We start from the raw sequence: 21,114 nt of genomic DNA, 5'->3' as shown, positions 1-21,114 counted from the left end.
TAAATCACCTCTTCAAATAATCATTTTATATTATATCATAGGATTAAGTAGATATTATCTAATCACAGATAGAAATTGATAAATTAATTGTTCAAGATAAGCACCCTTTAGCACAAGAAGAATAATTAAATGGTATTGGTTTATTAGTGGAAAATAAAACCGATAAACCACTGTAAAACAAAAAGAATTACAAACGTTATAACAATATCCGAGCAATTTTGTTCTTTACAACTTTATAATCGGAATCAAGATAATATCTAAAATGTAAAACACAATTACTGGACCAATTATGTCTAAAAAACCCGATAATAGCACCCCCACTACTTTCAACCTTTATTAAACATTCCCGCTCTTTACTTCAATAAGAAATAGGAGCTGACAAATAAACAACTCCTTGTTCCATTCTAGCACCCGTTAATGATAACTGAATTAAAAAAATCTGAAAAGTAATAATAAATCAGCAGTTGGTGAGTAACCATGAAGCTTTAGGTTAAATTTGATATTGTACAGAGCTCAAACTTCCCTAATTTAGGAGCATGTGAAATCACCGTATCATTCACATGCTTTTTTCTGATGGTCCAGTTCGTACGCACCGAGCTTTTGTTATCTAAGTGTTCTTTCGTTTAAAATCTCCACTTTTTCCACCTGTCTTTTCTAACAGAAAAGTAGGACCAATGATCATGCCTTTATCAACGGCTTTGCACATATCATAAACGGTAAGGGCGGTGATGGAAGCGGCCGTCAGTGCTTCTATTTCTACACCAGTACTTCCTTTTGTTTTGACTTCAGCTTTTATAAGAAGAACATAGCTATCGTTGCCTTTTTCCCAATCAAAAGAAACTTGAACACCTGAAAGTGAAAGAGGATGACACATCGGAATAACATTCGCTGTCTGTTTAGCTCCCATAATCCCAGCAATTTGGGCAACAGAAAGGACATCTCCTTTTTTATTCGTACCTTCAACGATAGCCTCATAAATTTCTTGGTTCACCTCTATGCTTGATTGGGCGATGGCTACTCGTGTTGTGTCCGTTTTATCTGAAATATCGACCATTTTGGCTCTTCCGTGCTGGTCAAAATGTGTGAATTCACTCATGTTTTGTTTCATCCTACCTTTCCTGTAAACTATAGGTATATTATAAAGATAAATGAAGCGGATATAAACGTTTATCCGGAAGTAGAGGTGATCTCCGTGATTAAGCTACAAGTTGTAGGTTATAAAAACAGTGGGAAGACTACGTTAATGGAAGAATTTATAAATATAGCAAGTGAATAGTGGAATGATAAAATAGAAGGCCGAGTGGTATACTGTTCTACTCATTGACGTTCTCTACATTATGACTGACGTTCTGAAATGGAGGGAATGCTTTAACTAGGTAAATTATTTGTTAAAGCATTTTCTCCATAATAAAAGGGTGAAAAGGGTGAAAGTATTTAACCAGGTAATTTTGGAAATATTAATAAAACAGCAGATTTTTCACCAAAATGGTCGCATCGAAAAAAGGAAGTTATCTCTTTTTAGCTATTTTAAAAAAAACAGCTAGTTTAAAACTAACTGTTTTTCAAGGAAAAGTTATGGGGAGATAATGTACTACTGGGTTTCTTCTTTCATTTCAGCTGCCGCCACGAATGGAGAATCCGCCTGACTGATCGCAGAAATTACGGCTACTCCATCCCCACCAGCTTTTAAGATATCAGGAATATGATTTTTCTGAATCCCTCCAATAGCGACGATTGGAAGGGTATCTCCTACTATATGGCGAACTTCTGTAAGGCCTGATAGTCCCATTGGCTTTTTTGCATCATGCTTAGTTGATGTAGAGTAAATGGGACCGACTCCCAAGTAATCTGCACCGTCCGTTTTAGCTTGTTTCGCTTCCCGTACATTTGTAGCAGATACCCCAATTATCCAGTCAGGTGGACATTTCTGACGAATAGATATCATGTTTTCATCTTCCTGTCCGACATGAATTCCGTCCGCTTCTATTTCAAGTGCAAGCGGTACATCATCATTGACGATAAAAGGAACCTTATACGCGCGACAAAGTGCCTTCATCTCAAGTGCAAGCTGCTTTTTTTCTGTGCCTTCTTTTGCTCCTAAGCCTTTTTCTCGGAATTGGAATAACGTAATCCCAGCTTGTAAAGCTTTATCTAAAACTTCAAGTGGATTATTCCTGCAAGTATTACTCCCCATTATGAAATAGAGTTGTAGAAGAGAGCGTATCATTTTATTTCTTCTCGTATAGAACGGACTTCATACTTAATTTTTTCTTTTACAGTATCCTCTCCGACTTGATGAAGAGCATCTAGGAAGGCAACTTGAAAGCTTCCTGGTCCGATGTTATGCACGGCAGCCACTTCGGCTGTAACCCCATAAAAACCGATGGCTGCAGCAGCAGATTCTAGTACATCGTCTCCACAAGCAAGAAAAGCGGCAATGACAGAGCTTAATAGACAACCAGTCCCGGTCACTTTCGTTAAAAGAGGATGACCATTCTCTAAGACAAACTTTGTTACTCCATCTGTAACGATATCACTTGGACCGGTAACAGCAACAGGAACCTGTAATTGTTTAGCGGCATGAATGGCAAGTTCATCCACATTATTGCTCGCCTCTGAATCTACCCCTCGTACTTGAAGATCTAAACCAGCAAGGGAACCGATTTCACCAGCATTTCCTCGAATAATAGAAACGTCTACCTCATCTAATATCTTCCGGGCAGCATTGGTTCGAAATGGGGTAGCTCCAGCTCCAACAGGATCCAATACAACAGGAATTCCTTTCTTGTTAGCCGCCTTTCCAGCTAGCATCATGGCCTCAACTTGGGAAGATGATAGAGTTCCAATATTTAATAAAAGAGCATCTGCGTTTCCTGCCATATCTGCCGTTTCTTCGATTGCATTCGTCATAACTGGCGCAGCACCAATGGCATACAATCCATTTGCCGTAAAATTAATGACCACTTGATTCGTAATATTATGAACGAGCGGCTGTTTTGCGCGTACACGATTTATATAAGTGGGTAGATTAGACATGATGATTCTCTCCTTTAACGGTTGGAATGTTTTTTAAACGATATCCCCAATGATTGGTTGGGCCGTTTCCGTTCCCGATGTTAAGAGTATATCGAATGGCATCTGTAATAAATTTCTTGGCAATGGATACGGCCTCGACAATCGATTTTTGCTTGGCTAGTTCGGCTGCGAGGACGGCGGAAAAGGTACATCCTGTCCCATGGGTATGCTTTGTATTTGTTCGTATGGATGGGAATGTATAGAACCTATTATTGACATATAAAATATCAACGGCCTCTCCTTTTAAATGTCCCCCTTTGACGACAGCTGCTTCTGCTCCAAGCTCCTCTACAAGTACTTTAGCGGCTCGTTGCGCATCATATAAGTCTTGAATCTGGAAATCTACTAGGATCTCTGCTTCAGGAATATTTGGCGTTACGATAGTGGCTAAGGGAACTAATGCTTCCCGTACAATATCCTGTGAGGCTGGATCCATTAAAGCATGCCCACTTTTGGCAACCATCACGGGATCTAAAACGTAAGGGATAGATTGATTCCTAAGGTAAGCTGCGATCATTTCCATCATCTCTGGTGTTGCGATCATACCTGTTTTAACAGAATGTGGAGGCAAATCACTTAAGACAGACTTCAATTGACTCTCGATAAAGTCTAAAGGAATATGATGAACGTCCTGAACCCCTATCGTATTTTGAGCAACAACGGAAGTAATCACACTCATTCCATATACTTCTCGTTCTTGGAAAGTCTTTAAGTCAGCTTGAATACCTGCTCCACCGGTTGGGTCGGTACCTGCAATGGATAAGGCGAGGGGAATGGTATGATTCATTGCTTGATTGGGAAGGGCCAATTCTCCAGTGTCATCGCCATTTCCCAGAACCGGTATTCTAACTGGCAGCTCTTCATAAAGGCAGACCTCGCTTTGTTAAGCTCATCAGGACCTACACCATTCGCCCAATTGTCCAAGCGGCGACACAACTCTCCGGTTAAGTGGCCAATTTCTTTATCCGCATAAAAGGTGATCCATTCGTAAAAAGGATGCTCCTGCTTTGGCTGAACCTTTTCCATCAAATATTCGCCAATCTCTAAGTATGTCCATGGGCAAGGTAATAGAGCTGCTAATATTTCACCCATGCTTCCTTGCATAGCGGTACTTTTCATGTGACTGACATAGTGATCCGCGGTAGGGGGGAGAGGGAATCCCTTTAAGTCATCATAGGATACTCCTGCAACGTTGCATAGATTGTGGTGTGGATGAATTTCTCCATTTAATACAAAAGCAATTTGGTCATGGAAGTAAGCCATATCCTCTCTGTGTGAAGACTTGGCTATGGCTAAGCCGTAGATGTTGATAAAGGCGTTTAAATACTCAAAATCAGCTTTTACATAATGAACGATGGCCTCTCGATTTAAATCTCCTTGCCCGATTCCTTCGACGAAAGGGTGCTGAAAAATCCCTTGAAATATTTCGTCCGCTTCTTCTCTAAGCTTTTCTGAAAACAACATACTGAACTCCTCCTTTTTAATATGAAAGAAAGTCCGAGCAGATCGGGTAACTTCGCTATACAAAAAAACCGCTCCATAAAAATGGAGCGGTTTTATCAAACGAAATTGATACTAGGTACAGAATAAAGTAAATTGTTCTTCACCTAAACAACCATGGTACGTAATCCCATGATGTCCCGACTCCACTTTCCTACGCTGGTACTAACCAGTTCAGGTTCAAAGGGACCAAGGATTAACACCTTATCTCAGCCATTTTATGGCGCCCCTAGTGGACTTCCTATATGTAGTTTCCCCTTCACTTAATCATGTATCTGCTCTAATGTCAACCATTATTTGTTAATTTTAAAGATTCTTAGAAAAAAAGAAGCTGTCCTGCCCGAAACTATATATCTAGAATTCTAACGAACGATACCTTTTATCTTATCACCTATTAAAGAAATGCGTAACAGGTATTTAATTGTAGGATCGTGAACGTTTTTGCAAATGGTATAATAAGGGGAAAACTACATATGGAGGGGTAAGCATGAAAGGTTTTTGGAGAGAAGAAAAGGTTAATGATCATTCCTTATTCATCTATTTGCCACAGGATTACAAGGAAACAAACAAGCGCTTTCCAGTGCTTTACGTTCAGGATGGGGCAGCCTTATTCAAAGACCAGATTGAACAAGTGGAAGAAAAAATGAATAAGGGGCAACAAGTTATTTTAGTCGGAATAGAACCGATTAATCGGATTGATGAATATACCCCATGGCATGCCCCTGCTTTAAGGGATGATTTTCCGGATTATGGAGGGAAGGGAAAGGAATATATAGATCTAGTTGTTGAGGAAATCAAGCCTTTTATCGATAAGCAGTATCGGACGAGGCCAGAAAAGGAAAATACCGGGATTATCGGAGCGTCGTTAGGAGGGTTGATTTCTCTTTATGCTTGCTACAAATATTCGGATGTGTTTACTCGATTTGGCTTATTGTCGACTTCGCTCTGGTATGAAGGATTCCTTTCGTTTATGCGTAGCCAACATCTAAATATGAAAAATCAACGTATGTTCCTGTCTGTTGGAGAAAGCGAAGGGGAAAATAAAACAAATGTACAAAAGGACATGGTGTCTAACACGGAAGAGGCCATAGCGATTATGAGGGAAAACGGGTTAAAGGAATACACATACAAGAAAGTACCTGGTCGAAAGCATGAAGTTGCTTTCTTTCAAGCCGTTTTCCCTGAGGCAGTGGCATGGTTATTTAGAAATCAAGCTTAAGCTTGGATGAACCCTGTTTCTTGAAAAGCTGTGAACCCTTTTTCCGTAAGATTTGCTAACTCCTCAAATAATGCTATGTCTTCTTTCTTAAAATGAAAGCAGGACTTTCCTTGCATTCTTTTTTTTAACTCGGGGGAGATGTCCTGCAAAAGTTCGGGTTTTACATATACAGGCATCAAGTAGAAGCTCACGTAATTTTTCTTTATCTGAACCGCAGCAAAAAAGACAGGTTTCTTGTTATGCTTCTGTATGAAAGAGGTGTCCAAGTAATAATGGGAGTCTGTATTGTGAACAACATTCATATAAGGTTCGTATTTCTCTAAAATTGGTTTAAGTGAATTAAATATCTTTTGGAACTCCACGAATATTCCTCCCATTATTTTGACTTTAGTTTACTAGATACGTACTTGGCTACCACTGCCCCGTGGCCAACGGCTGTAGAAACACTTGAAAATAAAGGTTCTGTACAGACATCCCCAATAGCGAGAATGGATGAATCACTCGTTAACCCTATGGAATCGGTCTGAATGTAACCAACAGCATCAACATCTACCATCCCGTCTAAAAAGTGACTATTAGGTTCCACGCCAATTCTAATAAATACTGCTTCCACAGAAAGTATAAAAGGTTTCTCTTCCACATTGTTTAACTCAAGCGAGTTCACTTGTTGCTCGCCGTTAATTTTCGAGGCATATGTATTCGTATAAATCTGAATACGCTCATGGTTTTGGGCTTCCTTTAGGTATTGATCCCTTGCACGGAAGTATTCGGAACGGTGAATAACATGGACATGAGCGCCAGCCTCCGCCAATAGAAGGGCTCCTTCCATAGCCCGATCTCCACCGCCGATAACCGCAACTTGCTTATTCTTGAATTTCGGACTGTCCTTTGTTGCGGAATAAGATTCTCCACGATCTAACATAGCTTGCTCACCTGGGATACCTAATTTTCTTTGACCAGAACCTGTTGCCACGATTAGGTAACGGTAGGACAAATTCTGAATGCCACCATTATTTTTAAAAAAGATTATTCTTTGAACTGGATCAATCTGGATTAACTCTGAGTTTAAAGAGTAGTCGATGTTTGCCTTTTTTAAATGATTCATAAAATGTTGCTGAAGTTCCTTTCCATTCTTAGTAAGAATTCCGGGATAATCAATAAAGGCGTTTTCTATATGACGTAATTGTCCTCCAAGCTCTGCGGCTTGCTCCATTAAAAGGTAATCAAGTCCGAGTCGATCACACCAGATGGCCGCTGATATACCAGCTGGTCCACCACCTAAAATAATGACATCAGCATGTTTCATAGACGTTCTCCTTTTCCCAATCCAAACTCAGGACGAATTGTTCAAAATCCAACCAGTTTTGTACCCGTGGAACACTAATGTTTTGGTTGTAAGGATAATCCATGGCGACAGCTAGTCGACCTTTGGAAAGGAAACCCTCTAAGTTATGTGGGGCATCATCGAATAATAAATCTCCAACGACCATATTTTTCCGATGAGAAAAAATAATATTGTGCTTTCCGATAAAAGGGAGGTATTCCTCAATCCATTGCTCTTTCTCTTGAAAAGCAGTGGAAACACTGCTCGTAACGATTAATATATCGAATTGCTTGTGAAGCCGATCGATTACTTCTATCGCGTTAGGAAGAGGCTTTAAACGAAGAAAAAGCCCAGGTTCTTTTAGGTAATCGTAAATCTTCTTTCCACACTCTGGCTTTACAAACTGCTCAGATTTCCACGAGGTTAATTTTCCAACATGGAGGTTATCTTTATAATCCTCGTTATATCGCTTATGCCATTCTGTCATGAGGTCGCAAATGACAGAGTCCATATCAATCAGTAAAGTTCTCAATCTATTCACCTCTCGTGATTCTTATTACGCTTGTCTTATATCCATCATAATGGATGAGGGAGGTGAGTTACAGTATTTTCTAAAAAACGGAATCAAGTCTTATAGGCTAACATACCATTTTGTAGGGGATTTGAATTTTATCTTCAATTTGAGACATTTTACCTATTACTCACATATAAGGTTGACATTACCACTGGTTGTATAATAATCTAAAAATTGCATATATTCTTTTAATTCACTCCCTTTATAGGGAGTGTTTAAAGTTCTTCTGTGATAACGCTTTCAAAAGGGAGGTGAATGAATGATATGGGTCATATTGATGGGCTTTATAACGGTTTTATCCGTGTTCTTCGGGATTAAAAGGAAAAAAGTTCTTTATTTCTTTGTGCCATTTGGTTCCATTCTATTGTTTATGCTCATCAAAATTATGATGGTACCATTGCCTTTTATGGAAACCGTTCGATTTATCTTTGATATTCGAGGGTGAGAAAGAAAGTAAGGGATAAAGGAGGAGTTAAAAACATGAAAAAAGTAGAGAAAAAAGTTGCAGATGATTACTTTAAACTGAGAACGACATTAATCATTATTTATTTAGCAGTAGGTGTTTGTGTGTCTTATTTGGTTGTGTTTTTTGCAAGGGACTTATCTTCTATTACGTTTAACGGTTTCCCACTGCATTACTACATGGGAGCCCAAGGAGCGGTACTGACATTTATCATTCTTCTTTTTGTAAACGCTTTCGTTAGTGATAAAATCGATCAGAAATTTGGCATTAGAACCGAAGAGAAAACGAGTATATCAAGTGGGAAAACTTTAGATCAATAGGGTGAGGAGGAGTACTTAATGGATTCACAGTTTTTAGTGTCTTTCGGACTAATATTAGCAACATTTGGTCTATACATAGGTATAGCCTTATTTAATAAAGCCAAGCAAACATCTGATTTTTACGTAGCAGGAAGAAGTGTACCAGCTGTCTTCAACGGAATGGCGATTGGAGCTGACTGGATGAGTGCTGCTTCCTTTATAGGGATGGCCGGAACGATTATGATCATGGGCTATGACGGATTAGCCTATATTATGGGATGGACAGGTGGTTATTTACTCCTTACGTTCTTGCTTGCTCCTCAGCTACGTAAGTATGGTCGTTATACAGTTCCTGAATTTATTGGGGATCGTTATCAAAGCAATGCAGCCCGATTAATTGCTGCTGTCGCTACCATCATCATTAGCTTCACCTACTCCATTGGCCAATTATCAGGGTCAGGGGTTGTAATCGGACGTTTATTAGAAGTAGATGTTGCGATTGGTACTATGGTTGGTGTTGTACTTATTGCCTTCTATTCAGCTCTGGGTGGTATGAAGGGGATTACTTGGACTCAGGTCGCTCAATATCTCGTTCTTATCATTGCGTACCTAATTCCTGTTATCTTTATGTCTTTACAGTTAACGAGTAACCCGATGCCATGGTTATCTTACGGTCAAATTGTAGGGGAGCTACAGGAGCTGGATCAACAGCTTGGTATAACAGAATATGTCGTACCGTTTACGGAGGCGACAAAATGGCAATTCCTAGCACTCATGTTTACGTTAATGGCAGGTACAGCAGGTCTGCCGCACGTTATTGTTCGTTTTTATACAGTCGCAACGATGAAAGCTGCAAGATGGAGTGGAGCTTGGGCATTGCTTTTCATCGGTCTACTGTATTTGTCCGCTCCTGCATATGCTGCTTTTTCTCGTTTTATTTTAATGGACCAAGTAGCAGGTTCTGCAATAAACAATCTTCCTGCATGGACCACAGCATGGGTAGATACAGGACAATTATCGGTTGCTGATCAAAATGGAGATGGAGTTTTGCAATGGGCAGAGATTGTCATAAGTAAAGATATTGTAGTTATGGCGACGCCAGAAATCGCCAATTTAGGAATATTTGTAATCGGTTTAATGGCAGCCGGTGCAATGGCCGCAGCTTTATCAACAGCTGGTGGACTTATGATTTCGATTTCAGCAGCACTGTCTCATGATATTTACTATCGCTCGATAAACCCGAATGCAAGTGAAGCAAGACGTTTGGCAGTTGGACGTTGGTCGATTGTCATTGCAACGGTGGTAGCAGGTCTAGTTGCCTTAAATCCACCTGGAGCAATCACACAAATTGTAGCGTGGGCATTTGCACTAGCATCTGGAACCTTCTTCCCAGCCTTACTGTTAGGGGTCTGGTGGAAACGCTCCAATGGTCCTGGGGTTATTGCAGGGATGGTAACGGGACTTTCCGTTTCGTTAGCCTATATCTTTGCCGCTAAATATGGTGGCTTTACGATATTAGGGATTGTAGATACAGGTGCCGGTGTATTTGGTGCAACTGCAGCGATTATTGCTAATATTGTAGTCTCTTTATTAACTAAAGAACCGACGCAAAAGGTTCAGGATGAAGTCATCGACTTACGCTATCCAGAAGAAATGACGTATAAAGATGGAGAAGTTTGGATAAAGGATGGAACCGAAGGATAAGGAATAGAAAAAGCATGGGATTCTAGGATCCCATGCTTTTATTTTTAATGTGCTGCGTGACCAGATGTAAGGATCCAAATAGATCCAAACACGATGACCAAAGCAAGAAATACACTATAAACAATATTAATAATGTTAATCGTTCCGGATTTCTCCGTGATGTGCATGAACATAAATAACTGAATTCCTGCTTGTAAAATAGCGAGGGCTCCTATAATCCACATGATAACTGTATAGGAAAAGTCTGTTTTAAGTGCAACACCAGCTGCAACAAACGTTAAGACAATGGATAACACAAACCCTACTACATGATTCCAGAATGAATTTTTATGCTCTTTCGCCATCTTACATCACCATCCCTTTCAGATAGACGAATGTAAAGATGAAAATCCAAACAACATCTAAGAAGTGCCAATAAAGACTAGCAATAAACGTCTTTCTTGCTGTTACAGGTGTTAGTCCTCTGCGAGCTAGTTGAATAAGAATAAGTGTAATCCAACCAATTCCTAGAGATACGTGCAATCCATGTGTTCCAAGTAAAGTAAAGAATGCAGATAGAAATGCACTTGTTTGAATCGTTGCTCCTTCATGGACATAATGGATAAATTCAGTAACCTCCATATAAACAAAGCCAAGACCAAGTAGTAACGTAACAATCATCCAACTAATTAATCCTTTAAGTTTGCCTTCACGCATTTGGTGAATAGCCAAACCGGATGTGAAGCTACTAGTTAAAAGAAGCATAGTTTCGATCATAACATCTTTGATTTTGAATAATTCTGCTTGAGTCGGTCCGCCTGCTGTATTCATTTCTAAAACAAAATAAGAAGCGAATAGGGTGGAGAAGAGAACGATCTCTGCTCCAAGAAAAATCCAAAACCCTAATATATTCATTTGATTTTGTAATCCACGATATTCTAATGGTCCGGTTGATTGAGTATGTGTACTCATTTCAGTTCACCTCTCCATTTACGTTCCGCTTCTTCTACTTCTTCCGCGGAAACATGATAGCCTTCATCATAATCAAATGAATTGGCAATAAGCCCGATAACAATGGCGACAGCTGAGATTGCGGCAAGTGTAAACCATTCAAATACTAAGAAGAAGCCAACGACTCCAAATGCGACACACATAAAGAATGGTGACCACGCATTACTAGGCATATGAATATCTGTAATTTCTTCTTTCTTCAAATCTGTTCTGCCTTCTTTTTTCATCACCCAGTACTCATCAAGAGATGATACTTCTGGTGTTTTCGCAAAGTTATAATGTGGTGCAGGAGATGCGGTTGCCCATTCTAGAGTACGAGCATCCCATGGGTCGTTTCCGACATTTCTTGGTGCATATCGGAAGCTCCAATAGATGTTGTAGCATAGTGCAGCAAAACCTGCTGCTAATACTAGAGATCCTACTGCCGAGAAGCCTAGTAGACCTTCCCAACCTAGTCCCTCTGAGTATGTGTACATACGGCGGGACATTCCTTTTAGTCCAACAAAGAACATCGGCATGAATGTCATGTTAAATCCAATAACGAATAGCCAGAAATGCCATTTCCCTATTTTTTCATTTAGGCAGAAGCCAAACATTTTTGGCCACCAGTAGTAAAGGCCAGCAAATACGGCGAATACCACACCAGGAATTAATACGTAGTGGAAGTGTGCCACTAGAAACATTGTATTATGATATTGGTAATCGGCTGCGGCCATTGCTAGCATAACACCTGTTACCCCACCAATCGTAAAGCAAGGAATGAATGCTAATGACCAAAGCATCGCATTGGTAAACTTAATGCGTCCTTTTCTCATCGTGAACAACCAGTTGAAGATCTTGACTCCAGTAGGAATGGCAATCATCATGGTCGTTATCGAGAAAACAGAGTTAACGGCAGGTCCAGATCCCATTGTGTAGAAGTGGTGAACCCACACGAGCATACTTAAAAAGGCAATTCCTACAATGGAGAGTACCATGGATTTATACCCATAAAGATTCTTTCTTGCGAATGTAGCAATAACTTCGGAAAACATACCAAAAGCAGGTAAAACAACAATATAAACCTCAGGATGACCCCAAAGCCAAAATAGGTTGAGCCAAAGCATTGGATCTCCACCTGCTGCGACTGTGAAGAAATGGGTACCGAATAAACGATCTAATGTCATAAATGCAAGTGCTACGGTGAAAATAGGGAATGCAGCAACGATGATGATGGATGTAATAAAAGAAGTCCATGTAAACATCGGCATTTTCATTAACTTCATTCCCGGTGCACGCATTTTCAAAATCGTTACGATAAAGTTAATCCCTGTTGCTAACGTACCAATACCTGCAATTTGTAGGGCAATCGCATAATAGTTATTTCCTACGCCAGGTGTGAATTCTTTACCGGCTAATGGAAAATAAGAAGTCCAACCAGCGTCTGGTGATCCTCCAACTACGAAGGAAACGTTAAATAACATCGCACCAGCAAAGAATAACCAAAAGCTTAATGCGTTCAGTTTGGGAAATGCAACGTCACGTGCTCCAATTTGTAGAGGAATAACCACGTTCATAATCCCAATTAACATCGGCATTGCCATGAAAAGAATCATAATAACGCCGTGTGTGGTAAAAATCTCATCATAGTGCTGTGCATCTAATAACTCCATGTTCGGGCGTGACGTTTGGGCTTTCATTAATAAGCCATCCACACCACCACGGAAGAACATGACAACACCAGCTAAAATATACATAATACCTATTCTTTTATGGTCTACTGTCGTAAACCATTCTTTCCATAGGTACTTCCACTTTTTCAGGTACGTAATTAAGAAAAGAATGGAAACTATTGTTAGGCCAATCGCAATTTGGGAGCCAATAATTAGTGGTCCACCGTCTACTAAAAGTTTATCTAGACTCATTCTGATTCGCCTCCTTGTTCATCTGAGGAACCATGGTTATGGATATGTTCCATATTGTGGTCACCATGTTCTTCCTCCATATTATGTGGTTCTTCTTCTTTTTCTGCTTCTTCTTGATGTTCTTCGGAAGAACCATCGTGATTAATTTCGTAATCTTCTGGGTCTGTTAGAAGCTCTGAATGATGGTCAGCGTGTTGGAACCATTGTAAGTGTGTTTCGTTAAATGTCATTCTTCCAACTTGACCCGGTTGTACGATTTGTACATATTTCTCTTTTGTTAAATCTGGAGCTGTTTCTTTTATTTCTTGAACCCACTTGTTAAAGTCTTCACTTGTTTGGGCCTCGACTTCGAAGTCCATGTGTGCATAACCTTTTCCGTTGAAGTTTGTGTTTCTTCCAAGATAGGTTCCTGGATTATCTGCTACTAAATAAAGCTTTGTTTGCATGTTGGCCATCGTATATTTTTGACCACCCAATGCTGGTACCCAAAAGGATTGCATAGTACCTGTAGAGGTCAGTTTAAATAAGACTGGAGTATCTGCTGGAATATTTAAGTAGTTCACTGTTTCGATTCCTTGCTCCGGATAACTAAAGATCCATTTCCAGTCTGCAGAAGTTACATGGACAACCAAAGGCTCTTTATGATCATAAGCTTCTGGGATTTCTTCTAATTCATAAGTAGCCATAACTGTAGGGACGGAAAGGATCGTAACAATAATAACAGGGATGATAAACCAAGTTATCTCTAGTGCTTTACTGCCTTCCTCTTCTTCAGGCTCCTTATCCATGTTTTCTGGTTTTTCTCGGTATTTCCATACGATGAATCCAAATAGGGCAAATACCACGACTACAACAACAGCCATTAATATCATGGAGAAGATAATTAAGTCTGCTTGTTTAGCTGCGACAGGACCTTGTGGATCAAGGACCACCAAATTTGTTTCACATCCAGTAAGAACTGCCAATAACAGAACGAGAGGGATTATATATTTAAGAAATCTCATGTTCTGGACTCCCTTCTACTTGCTCTTCAAAGTAATCTTAATAATAATTTCTGTGTTCCTTTGACATAATACCACCTGATAACGAACGGAAAACCCACCTTCACAGCCTTGTCAAAAAGAGTTCATGAAACGTCCGCTTTTTAGTCAAAGAAAAGACACAATTGTAGTAGTAACCGGTATCTTATCTATTTTTTTCCTTTAAGGAATCAATGAAAAGAGACACATTTTTCTAAGAATGAAAAAGGTACAGTGCGGAAAATCTAAGCTTGAAAAAAGGAAAAGAGGTGTTCTTGAATGGGAAGAGATGATCACAATAACAAAAGCAAGAGTAGACACAAGCTTGCCCAAACGCCAAAGTACGAAAAAACCACAGATGGCATCGATGTAGAATTCTCTAAAGAATTTGCAGATAACGAAGATATGGAAGCGCAAGCTCGTTCCAAAGCTGCTGATTCTAGAGCACACAAAAAATAACGTATTATAAGAGCCAAGGGAGTTTCTTCCTTTGGCTCTTTTTGTTAGGATACTTTGTCCGTTCCCATTAAAATAGAAGTAATCAATAAAGGAGTTGGTAGAGTTGGGGGAAACAATTGTACAGAACTTGGATATTAGACAAGTAGTCGTAACCAAAGCAGCAGAATTTAGTGGATATAACATACGATTTGAGATCAATGAGCAACATTATCAGATGTTAGTAGGAAAAAATACAGATTATATTGCCATTAACATAAAGCATATTTTCCGAACAAAGGAAACATGTCAGCTTTGTGGAAAAAGAGTGTTCCCGGCACCACTTGGCCAGCAGATATGTCCACACTTACAGGCAGAGAGGAATGAATTGCTTCCTTATTTCTTGACTACATATCCAGAAGTTTTTTCTTCCTGACAGAAAAAAGGATGGCATGATTATAGCCATCCTTTTCTGTGTGTTAGCAATATTCTTTATATGCTTTTGTAAGATTAGAAACAATCTCTTCGATATCATGGTCTTCAATATTTTCTCTTGGAACAAAATGTACGACTTGCCCATCCTTCAAGAGAGCTACGGATGGAGAGGAGGGTTCAATCCCTTCAAAGTAGTCACGCATTCTTGCGGTCGCTTCTCGATCTTGTCCAGCAAAAACAGTTACGAGATGTTCTGGTTTTTTCTCATTAGATAATGATTCGCGGATGGCAGGTCGTGCTAATCCTGCTGCACAGCCACAAACAGAATTCACGACCACTAGGGAGGTTCCTTTCGTTTCCCCCATAAAAGTGTCAACTGCTTCAGGCGTTGTTAATTCTGAAAAGCCTGCATTCGTTAATTCATCTCTCATCGGTTGAGATACTTCTTTCATATATTGTTCATAAGGATGCATAAAATTACCCCATTTCTATTGATTATTTTTTGTTGCTTGTGTCATTTGATGCCAAACAGACCCTTTTGCTTCTTCTCCACCTTCAATGCGTTCGATGGCCAACTTAATCTGCATTCGTACCTCGAATTCTGGATCATCAGCAGCTTCTTTTAACGCTTTAAGCGCAGTTTCGTCTCCTAGTTCAAATAGAAACATCGCAGCTCTCCAACGCACGAGACGATTAGAATCCTTTAACGATTCGATCACATTGGGCATTGCTTCTTTAAAACCTAAATCGGATAGGCAATCACCAGCGGTCCTTCTTACCGTAACAGCTTTATCCTTTAACGCAATAAATAAATAGGGAAGCACTTCAGGCTCCTCTATCATTCCAAGATAAGCTGTAGCAAGTCTTCGAATGGAGGCTTTTTCATCTTGCAGAGCTTTTTCGAGGACTGGTATTGTTTCAAAAGTGGGATCCATTTTATCTAATGCGGCATACCGTACTTTCCAATCTTTACTATAAAATGCGTTTAATAAGCTAGATACAGTTTCAGTTGGTTTCGTTTCCTCTATGGATTCCGATTCCAAAGCCAGATGGACGAGTTTTTCCAATCTCTCCACATCGTAGCTTGCCAGGATTTCTTCTTTTACTTCTTTTCCAATCTCATCCACGGTGCCATAACGAGTACTCTGTTCTACCCATTTACGTTCCATTACAAATGATGGAGAATCTGCGGAAGCCTTCATGACTGCGTCCATAAATTCGCTAGGTAGCCCAACTCTATGTTCTTCTTCCCCTTCTTGTAGCTTAATCTGAATCGGGATATCTCGATACATTTGCAGAAAGACTTTTATTTCTTTATATGGATCCTCTTCATCCGTAACCGAGGAAGCTTGAGTAGAAGTAACTTCTTCCGTTTGACCGAATACGCTTCTAACTTCAGGAAGAATGGATTCCCATGCTACTTTTGGATGGCGTTCCAAGGCAAGGAAGTCCGCGACGTGATAGAGCCCTTTCACCCCTTCAATTTTCAATAGCTGTTGAATAATGTTAGGTGCTGTTTCTACATGGTCTCCAGATTTATAGTTGGCACTTTGTCCATCAGGTAATGTTTCGTTTATGTTGATTTTCATGGAATGGGGACTAGGTGTTGGTTCTATCGAAACAATCTTCATTCCAATGTTCCCCCTTTTTAGCCTTCTTATTGGTGATTTTATCAAAAGCTGTCCATGATATCCATTTATGCGTTTACCGATAAGCGGAAATCATAATTTTCCTTCCATCGTAAATCCTAAAAGATAAGGAAGGAGTGAATGTACATGCCAAATAAAGAATCAAGAGAAGTGGCACGTAAAATATACCAGCCTGAGCAATATACAAGCAATAATGAAACGGAACAAGGATTGGCCATGACCCATGAGCAAGCTTCTGATACTTTAACAGAAGGTACAATCGATGGGAAAATTGATAACGTTAAGCAGAATAAGACGTTAGAAAACGGCCAAGGAAGAGATATCCCGAGAAAAGGATATTAGGAGGCTAATAAAATGGCAAGAAGAAACAAAATTTTAGTCCCAGAGGCTAGAGAGGGATTGGATCGCCTTAAAGAGCGAGTGACCAATACACAACGTGCAGATCAAACAAAATACGAAGTAGCGAGGGAGCAAGGAGTCGAGCTAGAAAAAGGATACAATGGGAATATAAAGGCAAAGGATGCTGGAAAAGTTGGTGGCCAAATCGGGGGAAGTATGGTAAAAGAAATGATCCGAATGGCACAGCAACAATTAAACGAAAAGAGATAAAAGAAAAGGGAGACGATCCCTTTTCTTTTTTCAAATGAACAGATTTTGCTTAATTGGTGCTTCCACTTTTGTATGAATTGACATTGATTTTCATTTGTAATTATAATGACAGAAACTAGAAAGAAGGGAGTGGAGCCATGTTTTTATAAATGAAAACCATCGTTGTTAAACTAGGGTTTTCAGATTAAGTAGTCGAACGATACAAAAGCCAGGTGTAATTGAGGAAGCGGAAGGGTTTATCAACCTTCCTGTCTACGTCAAAACATATGGAAAAAAGAAGAAGAGGCCGCCCTTTTTATTCGCTGGGAATCTAAAGAAACGTGGAAGAATTGGGAGAAGAGTGAGCCACGTCTAGAACTACATAGACAAACCAAAGCCAGAGTTCATTCTAGACTTCAAGTATGCTACGTATGAACGAAAGGCAGTAAAAGGACCTTCTAATATACACGTGTAGAAACAATCCTAAACTGGCAATACTGTGAGATATAGAATTAAGATGGAGGGCTAATCATGAAATGTAAAATCAATCGAAATGCTGCAAAGGTTTTAAAGGAATGGTTGGCTAGTGATGGGGTAGAAGGAAAGATGGTTCGAGTTTATGTAACAGAAATGCATGGGGACCATGCTCATTACGATATCATGCTCGATGAACCAACCGAGCACGATGAAATTGTTCATACCGACAAAGACATTGATGTTTTATTAGATAAAAGACAGGATTTTTTAGATGGTGTTTGGGTCCAATATTTCTATGTACCAGAAGAAGGGTTTGTTATTAACAATACTTCAAAAGGGCATCATCATCATTAGTAGGACTCCAAGTTTTGGATTTACCCTCCAAAACTTGGAGTTTTTTTATATGTTACGAAAGAATAAAAACTTAGCAAGAAGAAATCCGGCGAAGTAAAATTTTAAAGTTCAAGTATAAGTGCACAAAGGACAGCTACGGGAACATTTACATCGCATACAAAAAAGAAATTTTTAGTTAAACTAAGGCTTAGCCCGCGCCTGAAGGCTTGGCTTCGCCAAGTTTTCTTTAGGTTAATTCTCAGTTAGAGGTTGACAAATGAGAATAAGTTGATAAGATAAGAATTGTCTAATTGATAATGAATTTCATTATTGGTTAAGCAAAACCTATACTTCTAGAAAAGGGTTTATTATGAAAAAAAGATATCTAGTACTTGCGCTACTTGTTTTTTCTTTTGCATCCGTATTTATTGGGGTTTCTGACGTGACACCGATGGATTTGTTTCATTTGTCCAAAGATCAGTTAGAAGTATTGTGGATTAGTCGTATTCCTAGATTGATCAGCATTATTATTGCGGGAGTAACGATGAGTATATGTGGACTAATCATGCAGCAATTGAGTCGGAACAAATTTGTTTCGCCTACTACGGCAGGAACAATGGACTCTGCTCGTTTTGGGATTTTAGTAGCCCTTATGATTTTTCCAACGGCTACTTTAATGCAAAAGATGGCTGTTGCATTCGTTTTTTCCCTTTTGGGAACCTTTATTTTTATGAGTATATTAGAACGGGTGAAGTTTAAGGATGCTATTTTTATACCGTTAGTCGGGTTGATGTTTGGAAATATCGTCTATTCGATTACAACGTTCTTTGCTTATAAAAATGATTTAATCCAAAACATGTCAGCATGGTTGCAAGGAAACTTCGCGTTAATTATCCAAGGACGTTATGAAATGCTTTATATCAGTGTTCCTTTGGTTATTCTTACGTATTTCTATGCAAACCGATTTACAATAGCTGGCATGGGGGAAGAGTTTGCAACAAACCTAGGTCTAAACCATCGCTTTGTAGTCAATATAGGGTTAATCATTGTTGCCTTAGCTTCAACAGTTGTTATTCTAACTGTTGGAATGATTCCATTTCTAGGTCTGATCATTCCAAATATCGTCTCTATGTATCAGGGCGACCATTTAAAAAAGAGCCTTTCCCATACCGCCTTATTGGGAGCTGTGTTCGTCCTATTCTGTGATGTATTAGGTCGAGTCATTATCTACCCTTACGAAATAGCCATTGGGGTAACAGTTGGAGTTATTGGAAGCGGTATATTCTTATATTTAATTATGAGGAGATCTGCTTATGAGTAATTCAGTTAAATTGATTGTGTTAACTGGATTGGCTCTCCTTTTAACCGGTATCTATTTATTTGTAGACTTAGGCACAAATTGGGAGTACATATTGGGGAGACGATCAGAAAAGGTAATTGCTCTGGTTGTTACGGGAACAGTTATTGCGTTCTCGACAATTATTTTCCAAACAATTACGAATAACCGGATTCTTACTCCTAGTGTAATCGGGTTAGATAGACTGTATCTACTTACCCAAACCTTTATAATTTTTGTATTTGGTTCCACAAGTACCATTGTATTAAATGAAAACTTGAACTTCTTGCTTTGTGTTGTATTAATGGTGCTTTTTGCAAGTCTTCTTTTCAAAATTTTATTTAAAAGGCAGCAGAACATCTATTTCCTTCTATTAGTTGGACTTGTATTCGGTACGTTTTTTGAAAGTATTTCTGAGTTTATGCAAGTCTTAATTGATCCGAATGAATTTCTAATTATCCAAAATAGTATGTTTGCAAGCTTTAACAGTATGCATACAAACTTATTAGTAATCAGCATTATTATTTTCATAGCGGCGACCGCTTATTCCTGGAGATATTTAAAATATTTAGATGTACTCTCCTTAGGGAAAGAACAAGCAGTTAATTTGGGAGTAGATTATGATTTTGTTGTGAAACGATTACTAATTGTTATTGCAGTTCTCGTTTCTGTTTCAACTGCTTTAGTTGGTCCAATCACATTTCTTGGATTGCTAGTTGCCAATATTGCTCACGAATTTTTCAAAACATATAAACATACGTACTTAATTATAGGTTCTATACTAATTAGTATTGTTGCTCTTATTGGCGGGCAAATGATTGTAGAAAGAGTCTTTACGTTTTCCACCACCTTAAGTGTCATTATCAATTTTGTCGGTGGTGTGTACTTCATATACCTCTTGTTAAAGGAGAATAAATCATGGTAGTTGTAAAAGAAGTATCCAAAAAGTATGGAACAAAGAATGTTGTCGATCAAGTGTCCTTAGAAATTGAAAAGGGAAAGATCACATCGTTTATCGGTCCAAATGGTGCGGGGAAAAGTACACTATTGTCGATGGTTAGTCGCCTTATCACGCAAGATGAAGGGGAAATTCTCATTGAAAATCAAGAGGTAAGTAAAACGAAAAGTAAAGAGTTAGCAAAAAAAATATCCATTTTGAAACAATCCAATCATATAGGGATCCGATTAACGATTAGAGAACTTGTGAGTTTTGGCCGTTTCCCTTATTCTCAGGGAAAATTAACAAAAGAAGACAAAGCCTTTATTGATGAAGCAATTGATTATATGGAGCTGCGTGACATCCAGAATAAGTTTTTAGACCAACTAAGTGGTGGTCAACAGCAAAGGGCTTATATTGCAATGGTTATCGCTCAAAACACAGAGTACATTTTATTAGATGAACCACTAAATAATTTGGATATGCGACATTCCGTGCAGATTATGAAGGTGCTTAGAAGATTAGTAGATGAACTTGGGAAAACAGTCGTTATCGTTATTCATGATGTGAATTTTGCATCCGTATATTCCGACAATATCGTAGCATTGAAGGACGGAAAAGTAGTTAAGATGGGAAGTAAGGATGAAATTATTGATCGAAAAGTTTTGAAGGATGTCTATGATATGGATATTCAAATTCAGGATATTGATCAATGTAAGATTTGTTTGTATTTTTCTTAAATTTGGTAATGAAGTAAAGTGCTAGTGACTTATTCAGCCATAGTGGGCCCAGAAATATGCTAAAGCTGGATGTGCTACACGATACTTTTTTATAAAAATAAAAATTATTAGAG

26 protein-coding genes, 1 pseudogene and 1 riboswitch are annotated in these 21,114 nt (G+C 39.0%); of the genes and pseudogenes, 13 read left to right on the top strand and 14 right to left on the bottom strand.

The features are described from left to right. Positions 1-607: 607 nt before the first annotated feature. The 5 genes from moaC to tenA all read right to left on the bottom strand — a co-directional run bounded on the left by moaC (position 608) and on the right by tenA (position 4,539). Positions 608-1,096, bottom strand: coding sequence for a cyclic pyranopterin monophosphate synthase MoaC (gene moaC / locus KO561_RS13980; RefSeq protein ID WP_231093890.1), 489 nt, complete (start codon positions 1,094-1,096; stop codon positions 608-610). A gap of 495 nt (positions 1,097-1,591) precedes the next feature. After that, positions 1,592-2,227, bottom strand: coding sequence for a thiamine phosphate synthase (gene thiE / locus KO561_RS13975; RefSeq protein WP_231093889.1), 636 nt, complete (start codon positions 2,225-2,227; stop codon positions 1,592-1,594). After that, positions 2,224-3,036, bottom strand: coding sequence for a hydroxyethylthiazole kinase (thiM, locus tag KO561_RS13970; RefSeq protein ID WP_231093888.1), 813 nt, complete (start codon positions 3,034-3,036; stop codon positions 2,224-2,226). The genes thiE and thiM overlap by 4 nt, the downstream gene beginning before the upstream one ends. Next, complete coding sequence (thiD, locus tag KO561_RS13965; protein ID WP_231097160.1) at positions 3,029-3,862, bottom strand: bifunctional hydroxymethylpyrimidine kinase/phosphomethylpyrimidine kinase; 834 nt, start codon at positions 3,860-3,862, stop codon at positions 3,029-3,031. The genes thiM and thiD overlap by 8 nt, the downstream gene beginning before the upstream one ends. After that, positions 3,859-4,539: a thiaminase II gene (gene tenA / locus KO561_RS13960; protein ID WP_231093887.1), complete on the bottom strand. Its 681-nt coding sequence runs from the start codon at positions 4,537-4,539 to the stop codon at positions 3,859-3,861. The genes thiD and tenA overlap by 4 nt, the downstream gene beginning before the upstream one ends. 170 nt (positions 4,540-4,709) lie before the next feature. Then, a riboswitch (TPP riboswitch) is annotated at positions 4,710-4,816 on the bottom strand. Positions 4,817-5,062: 246 nt separating this feature from the next. Here tenA and KO561_RS13955 point away from each other — a divergent pair. Next, positions 5,063-5,794, top strand: a complete 732-nt coding sequence (locus tag KO561_RS13955) for an alpha/beta hydrolase (RefSeq protein ID WP_231093886.1) — start codon at positions 5,063-5,065, stop codon at positions 5,792-5,794. Here the strand turns inward: KO561_RS13955 and KO561_RS13950 are convergent. From KO561_RS13950 to KO561_RS13940, 3 genes are read right to left on the bottom strand one after another with little or no spacing between them, the layout of a single operon-like run. Then, positions 5,791-6,156 (bottom strand): DUF1801 domain-containing protein, encoded by a 366-nt coding sequence (locus KO561_RS13950; protein ID WP_231093885.1) that lies wholly within the window; start codon positions 6,154-6,156, stop codon positions 5,791-5,793. The genes KO561_RS13955 and KO561_RS13950 overlap by 4 nt on opposite strands. A gap of 14 nt (positions 6,157-6,170) precedes the next feature. Beyond that, the gene (locus tag KO561_RS13945) at positions 6,171-7,100 is read right to left on the bottom strand and encodes an NAD(P)/FAD-dependent oxidoreductase (RefSeq protein ID WP_231093884.1); all 930 of its coding nucleotides are present in this window, start codon (positions 7,098-7,100) and stop codon (positions 6,171-6,173) included. Then, on the bottom strand, positions 7,087-7,650 hold the full coding sequence (locus KO561_RS13940) for a 5' nucleotidase, NT5C type (RefSeq protein WP_231093883.1): 564 nt from the start codon (positions 7,648-7,650) through the stop codon (positions 7,087-7,089). The genes KO561_RS13945 and KO561_RS13940 overlap by 14 nt, the downstream gene beginning before the upstream one ends. 301 nt (positions 7,651-7,951) lie before the next feature. On the opposite strand from KO561_RS13940, the gene KO561_RS13935 reads away from it, so the two are divergent. Genes KO561_RS13935 through KO561_RS13925 form a run of 3 tightly spaced genes read left to right on the top strand, consistent with a single transcriptional unit; the run spans position 7,952 to position 10,158 of the window. Continuing rightward, positions 7,952-8,137 (top strand): hypothetical protein, encoded by a 186-nt coding sequence (locus KO561_RS13935; RefSeq protein WP_231093882.1) that lies wholly within the window; start codon positions 7,952-7,954, stop codon positions 8,135-8,137. A gap of 35 nt (positions 8,138-8,172) precedes the next feature. Continuing rightward, positions 8,173-8,475, top strand: a complete 303-nt coding sequence (locus KO561_RS13930) for a DUF4212 domain-containing protein (RefSeq protein WP_231093881.1) — start codon at positions 8,173-8,175, stop codon at positions 8,473-8,475. A gap of 18 nt (positions 8,476-8,493) precedes the next feature. Continuing rightward, positions 8,494-10,158 (top strand): sodium:solute symporter family protein, encoded by a 1,665-nt coding sequence (locus KO561_RS13925; protein ID WP_231093880.1) that lies wholly within the window; start codon positions 8,494-8,496, stop codon positions 10,156-10,158. Positions 10,159-10,202: 44 nt separating this feature from the next. Here the strand turns inward: KO561_RS13925 and qoxD are convergent, their stop codons facing one another. The 4 genes from qoxD to qoxA are packed head-to-tail and all read right to left on the bottom strand — an operon-like array spanning position 10,203 to position 14,056. Then, positions 10,203-10,502, bottom strand: coding sequence for a cytochrome aa3 quinol oxidase subunit IV (gene qoxD / locus KO561_RS13920; protein WP_231093879.1), 300 nt, complete (start codon positions 10,500-10,502; stop codon positions 10,203-10,205). Position 10,503: 1 nt separating this feature from the next. Then, positions 10,504-11,109 carry a cytochrome aa3 quinol oxidase subunit III gene (gene qoxC, locus KO561_RS13915; protein ID WP_231093878.1) on the bottom strand — a complete coding sequence of 202 codons (606 nt, stop codon included), beginning with the start codon at positions 11,107-11,109 and terminating at the stop codon, positions 10,504-10,506. Next, positions 11,106-13,052 carry a cytochrome aa3 quinol oxidase subunit I gene (gene qoxB / locus KO561_RS13910; protein ID WP_231093877.1) on the bottom strand — a complete coding sequence of 649 codons (1,947 nt, stop codon included), beginning with the start codon at positions 13,050-13,052 and terminating at the stop codon, positions 11,106-11,108. The genes qoxC and qoxB overlap by 4 nt, the downstream gene beginning before the upstream one ends. Then, on the bottom strand, positions 13,049-14,056 hold the full coding sequence (qoxA, locus tag KO561_RS13905) for a cytochrome aa3 quinol oxidase subunit II (RefSeq protein WP_231093876.1): 1,008 nt from the start codon (positions 14,054-14,056) through the stop codon (positions 13,049-13,051). Before qoxA ends, qoxB begins: the two co-directional genes overlap by 4 nt. Before the next feature lie 294 nt (positions 14,057-14,350). Between qoxA and KO561_RS13900 the strand changes: the two genes are divergently transcribed. Together KO561_RS13900 and KO561_RS13895 are read left to right on the top strand one after the other, a co-directional pair. Further along, positions 14,351-14,530: a YfhD family protein gene (locus KO561_RS13900; RefSeq protein WP_231093875.1), complete on the top strand. Its 180-nt coding sequence runs from the start codon at positions 14,351-14,353 to the stop codon at positions 14,528-14,530. Between the two features lie 103 nt (positions 14,531-14,633). After that, the gene (locus tag KO561_RS13895; protein WP_231093874.1) at positions 14,634-14,942 is read left to right on the top strand and encodes a hypothetical protein; all 309 of its coding nucleotides are present in this window, start codon (positions 14,634-14,636) and stop codon (positions 14,940-14,942) included. Between the two features lie 43 nt (positions 14,943-14,985). On the opposite strand, the gene KO561_RS13890 is transcribed toward KO561_RS13895, so the two are convergent. Together KO561_RS13890 and KO561_RS13885 are read right to left on the bottom strand one after the other, a co-directional pair. Next, positions 14,986-15,414, bottom strand: a complete 429-nt coding sequence (locus tag KO561_RS13890; protein WP_231093873.1) for a BrxA/BrxB family bacilliredoxin — start codon at positions 15,412-15,414, stop codon at positions 14,986-14,988. 15 nt (positions 15,415-15,429) lie between these two features. Next, entirely contained in the window at positions 15,430-16,572 is a 1,143-nt protein-coding gene (locus KO561_RS13885; RefSeq protein WP_231093872.1) for a conserved virulence factor C family protein, read from the bottom strand. Between the two features lie 144 nt (positions 16,573-16,716). On the opposite strand from KO561_RS13885, the gene KO561_RS13880 reads away from it, so the two are divergent. From KO561_RS13880 to KO561_RS13850, 7 genes and pseudogenes are all read left to right on the top strand, one after another. Next, complete coding sequence (locus KO561_RS13880; protein ID WP_231093871.1) at positions 16,717-16,932, top strand: YozQ family protein; 216 nt, start codon at positions 16,717-16,719, stop codon at positions 16,930-16,932. A gap of 12 nt (positions 16,933-16,944) precedes the next feature. Beyond that, positions 16,945-17,199, top strand: a complete 255-nt coding sequence (locus tag KO561_RS13875; RefSeq protein ID WP_231093870.1) for an alpha/beta-type small acid-soluble spore protein — start codon at positions 16,945-16,947, stop codon at positions 17,197-17,199. A gap of 149 nt (positions 17,200-17,348) precedes the next feature. Further along, positions 17,349-17,653: pseudogene (locus tag KO561_RS13870) on the top strand (antibiotic biosynthesis monooxygenase). 56 nt (positions 17,654-17,709) lie between these two features. After that, on the top strand, positions 17,710-18,009 hold the full coding sequence (locus KO561_RS13865; RefSeq protein ID WP_231093869.1) for an iron-sulfur cluster assembly accessory protein: 300 nt from the start codon (positions 17,710-17,712) through the stop codon (positions 18,007-18,009). Between the two features lie 349 nt (positions 18,010-18,358). Further along, positions 18,359-19,309, top strand: coding sequence for an ABC transporter permease (locus KO561_RS13860; RefSeq protein ID WP_231093868.1), 951 nt, complete (start codon positions 18,359-18,361; stop codon positions 19,307-19,309). After that, positions 19,302-20,249, top strand: coding sequence for an iron chelate uptake ABC transporter family permease subunit (locus KO561_RS13855; RefSeq protein WP_231093867.1), 948 nt, complete (start codon positions 19,302-19,304; stop codon positions 20,247-20,249). Before KO561_RS13860 ends, KO561_RS13855 begins: the two co-directional genes overlap by 8 nt. Then, complete coding sequence (locus KO561_RS13850) at positions 20,243-21,001, top strand: iron ABC transporter ATP-binding protein (protein ID WP_231093866.1); 759 nt, start codon at positions 20,243-20,245, stop codon at positions 20,999-21,001. Before KO561_RS13855 ends, KO561_RS13850 begins: the two co-directional genes overlap by 7 nt. Positions 21,002-21,114 lie beyond the last annotated feature (113 nt).

It is taken from the genome of Radiobacillus kanasensis (assembly GCF_021049245.1).
Lineage (GTDB): Bacteria > Bacillota > Bacilli > Bacillales > Amphibacillaceae > Radiobacillus > Radiobacillus kanasensis.
Note: the sequence above shows the minus strand (reverse complement) of the source record. Positions and strands in the feature narration are given on the sequence as shown.

What these genes read in the sequence shown, in the direction of transcription:
- moaC (WP_231093890.1), bottom strand. Translation starts at nt 1,096, where the DNA reads ATGAGTGAATTCACACATTTTGACCAGCACGGAAGAGCCAAAATGGTC.
- thiE (WP_231093889.1), bottom strand. Translation starts at nt 2,227, where the DNA reads ATGATACGCTCTCTTCTACAACTCTATTTCATAATGGGGAGTAATACT.
- thiM (WP_231093888.1), bottom strand. Translation starts at nt 3,036, where the DNA reads ATGTCTAATCTACCCACTTATATAAATCGTGTACGCGCAAAACAGCCG.
- thiD (WP_231097160.1), bottom strand. Translation starts at nt 3,862, where the DNA reads ATGAATCATACCATTCCCCTCGCCTTATCCATTGCAGGTACCGACCCA.
- tenA (WP_231093887.1), bottom strand. Translation starts at nt 4,539, where the DNA reads ATGTTGTTTTCAGAAAAGCTTAGAGAAGAAGCGGACGAAATATTTCAA.
- KO561_RS13955 (WP_231093886.1), top strand. Translation starts at nt 5,063, where the DNA reads ATGAAAGGTTTTTGGAGAGAAGAAAAGGTTAATGATCATTCCTTATTC.
- KO561_RS13945 (WP_231093884.1), bottom strand. Translation starts at nt 7,100, where the DNA reads ATGAAACATGCTGATGTCATTATTTTAGGTGGTGGACCAGCTGGTATA.
- KO561_RS13935 (WP_231093882.1), top strand. Translation starts at nt 7,952, where the DNA reads ATGATATGGGTCATATTGATGGGCTTTATAACGGTTTTATCCGTGTTC.
- KO561_RS13930 (WP_231093881.1), top strand. Translation starts at nt 8,173, where the DNA reads ATGAAAAAAGTAGAGAAAAAAGTTGCAGATGATTACTTTAAACTGAGA.
- KO561_RS13925 (WP_231093880.1), top strand. Translation starts at nt 8,494, where the DNA reads ATGGATTCACAGTTTTTAGTGTCTTTCGGACTAATATTAGCAACATTT.
- qoxD (WP_231093879.1), bottom strand. Translation starts at nt 10,502, where the DNA reads ATGGCGAAAGAGCATAAAAATTCATTCTGGAATCATGTAGTAGGGTTT.
- qoxC (WP_231093878.1), bottom strand. Translation starts at nt 11,109, where the DNA reads ATGAGTACACATACTCAATCAACCGGACCATTAGAATATCGTGGATTA.
- qoxB (WP_231093877.1), bottom strand. Translation starts at nt 13,052, where the DNA reads ATGAGTCTAGATAAACTTTTAGTAGACGGTGGACCACTAATTATTGGC.
- qoxA (WP_231093876.1), bottom strand. Translation starts at nt 14,056, where the DNA reads ATGAGATTTCTTAAATATATAATCCCTCTCGTTCTGTTATTGGCAGTT.
- KO561_RS13900 (WP_231093875.1), top strand. Translation starts at nt 14,351, where the DNA reads ATGGGAAGAGATGATCACAATAACAAAAGCAAGAGTAGACACAAGCTT.
- KO561_RS13890 (WP_231093873.1), bottom strand. Translation starts at nt 15,414, where the DNA reads ATGCATCCTTATGAACAATATATGAAAGAAGTATCTCAACCGATGAGA.
- KO561_RS13885 (WP_231093872.1), bottom strand. Translation starts at nt 16,572, where the DNA reads ATGAAGATTGTTTCGATAGAACCAACACCTAGTCCCCATTCCATGAAA.
- KO561_RS13880 (WP_231093871.1), top strand. Translation starts at nt 16,717, where the DNA reads ATGCCAAATAAAGAATCAAGAGAAGTGGCACGTAAAATATACCAGCCT.
- KO561_RS13875 (WP_231093870.1), top strand. Translation starts at nt 16,945, where the DNA reads ATGGCAAGAAGAAACAAAATTTTAGTCCCAGAGGCTAGAGAGGGATTG.
- KO561_RS13865 (WP_231093869.1), top strand. Translation starts at nt 17,710, where the DNA reads ATGAAATGTAAAATCAATCGAAATGCTGCAAAGGTTTTAAAGGAATGG.
- KO561_RS13860 (WP_231093868.1), top strand. Translation starts at nt 18,359, where the DNA reads ATGAAAAAAAGATATCTAGTACTTGCGCTACTTGTTTTTTCTTTTGCA.
- KO561_RS13855 (WP_231093867.1), top strand. Translation starts at nt 19,302, where the DNA reads ATGAGTAATTCAGTTAAATTGATTGTGTTAACTGGATTGGCTCTCCTT.
- KO561_RS13850 (WP_231093866.1), top strand. Translation starts at nt 20,243, where the DNA reads ATGGTAGTTGTAAAAGAAGTATCCAAAAAGTATGGAACAAAGAATGTT.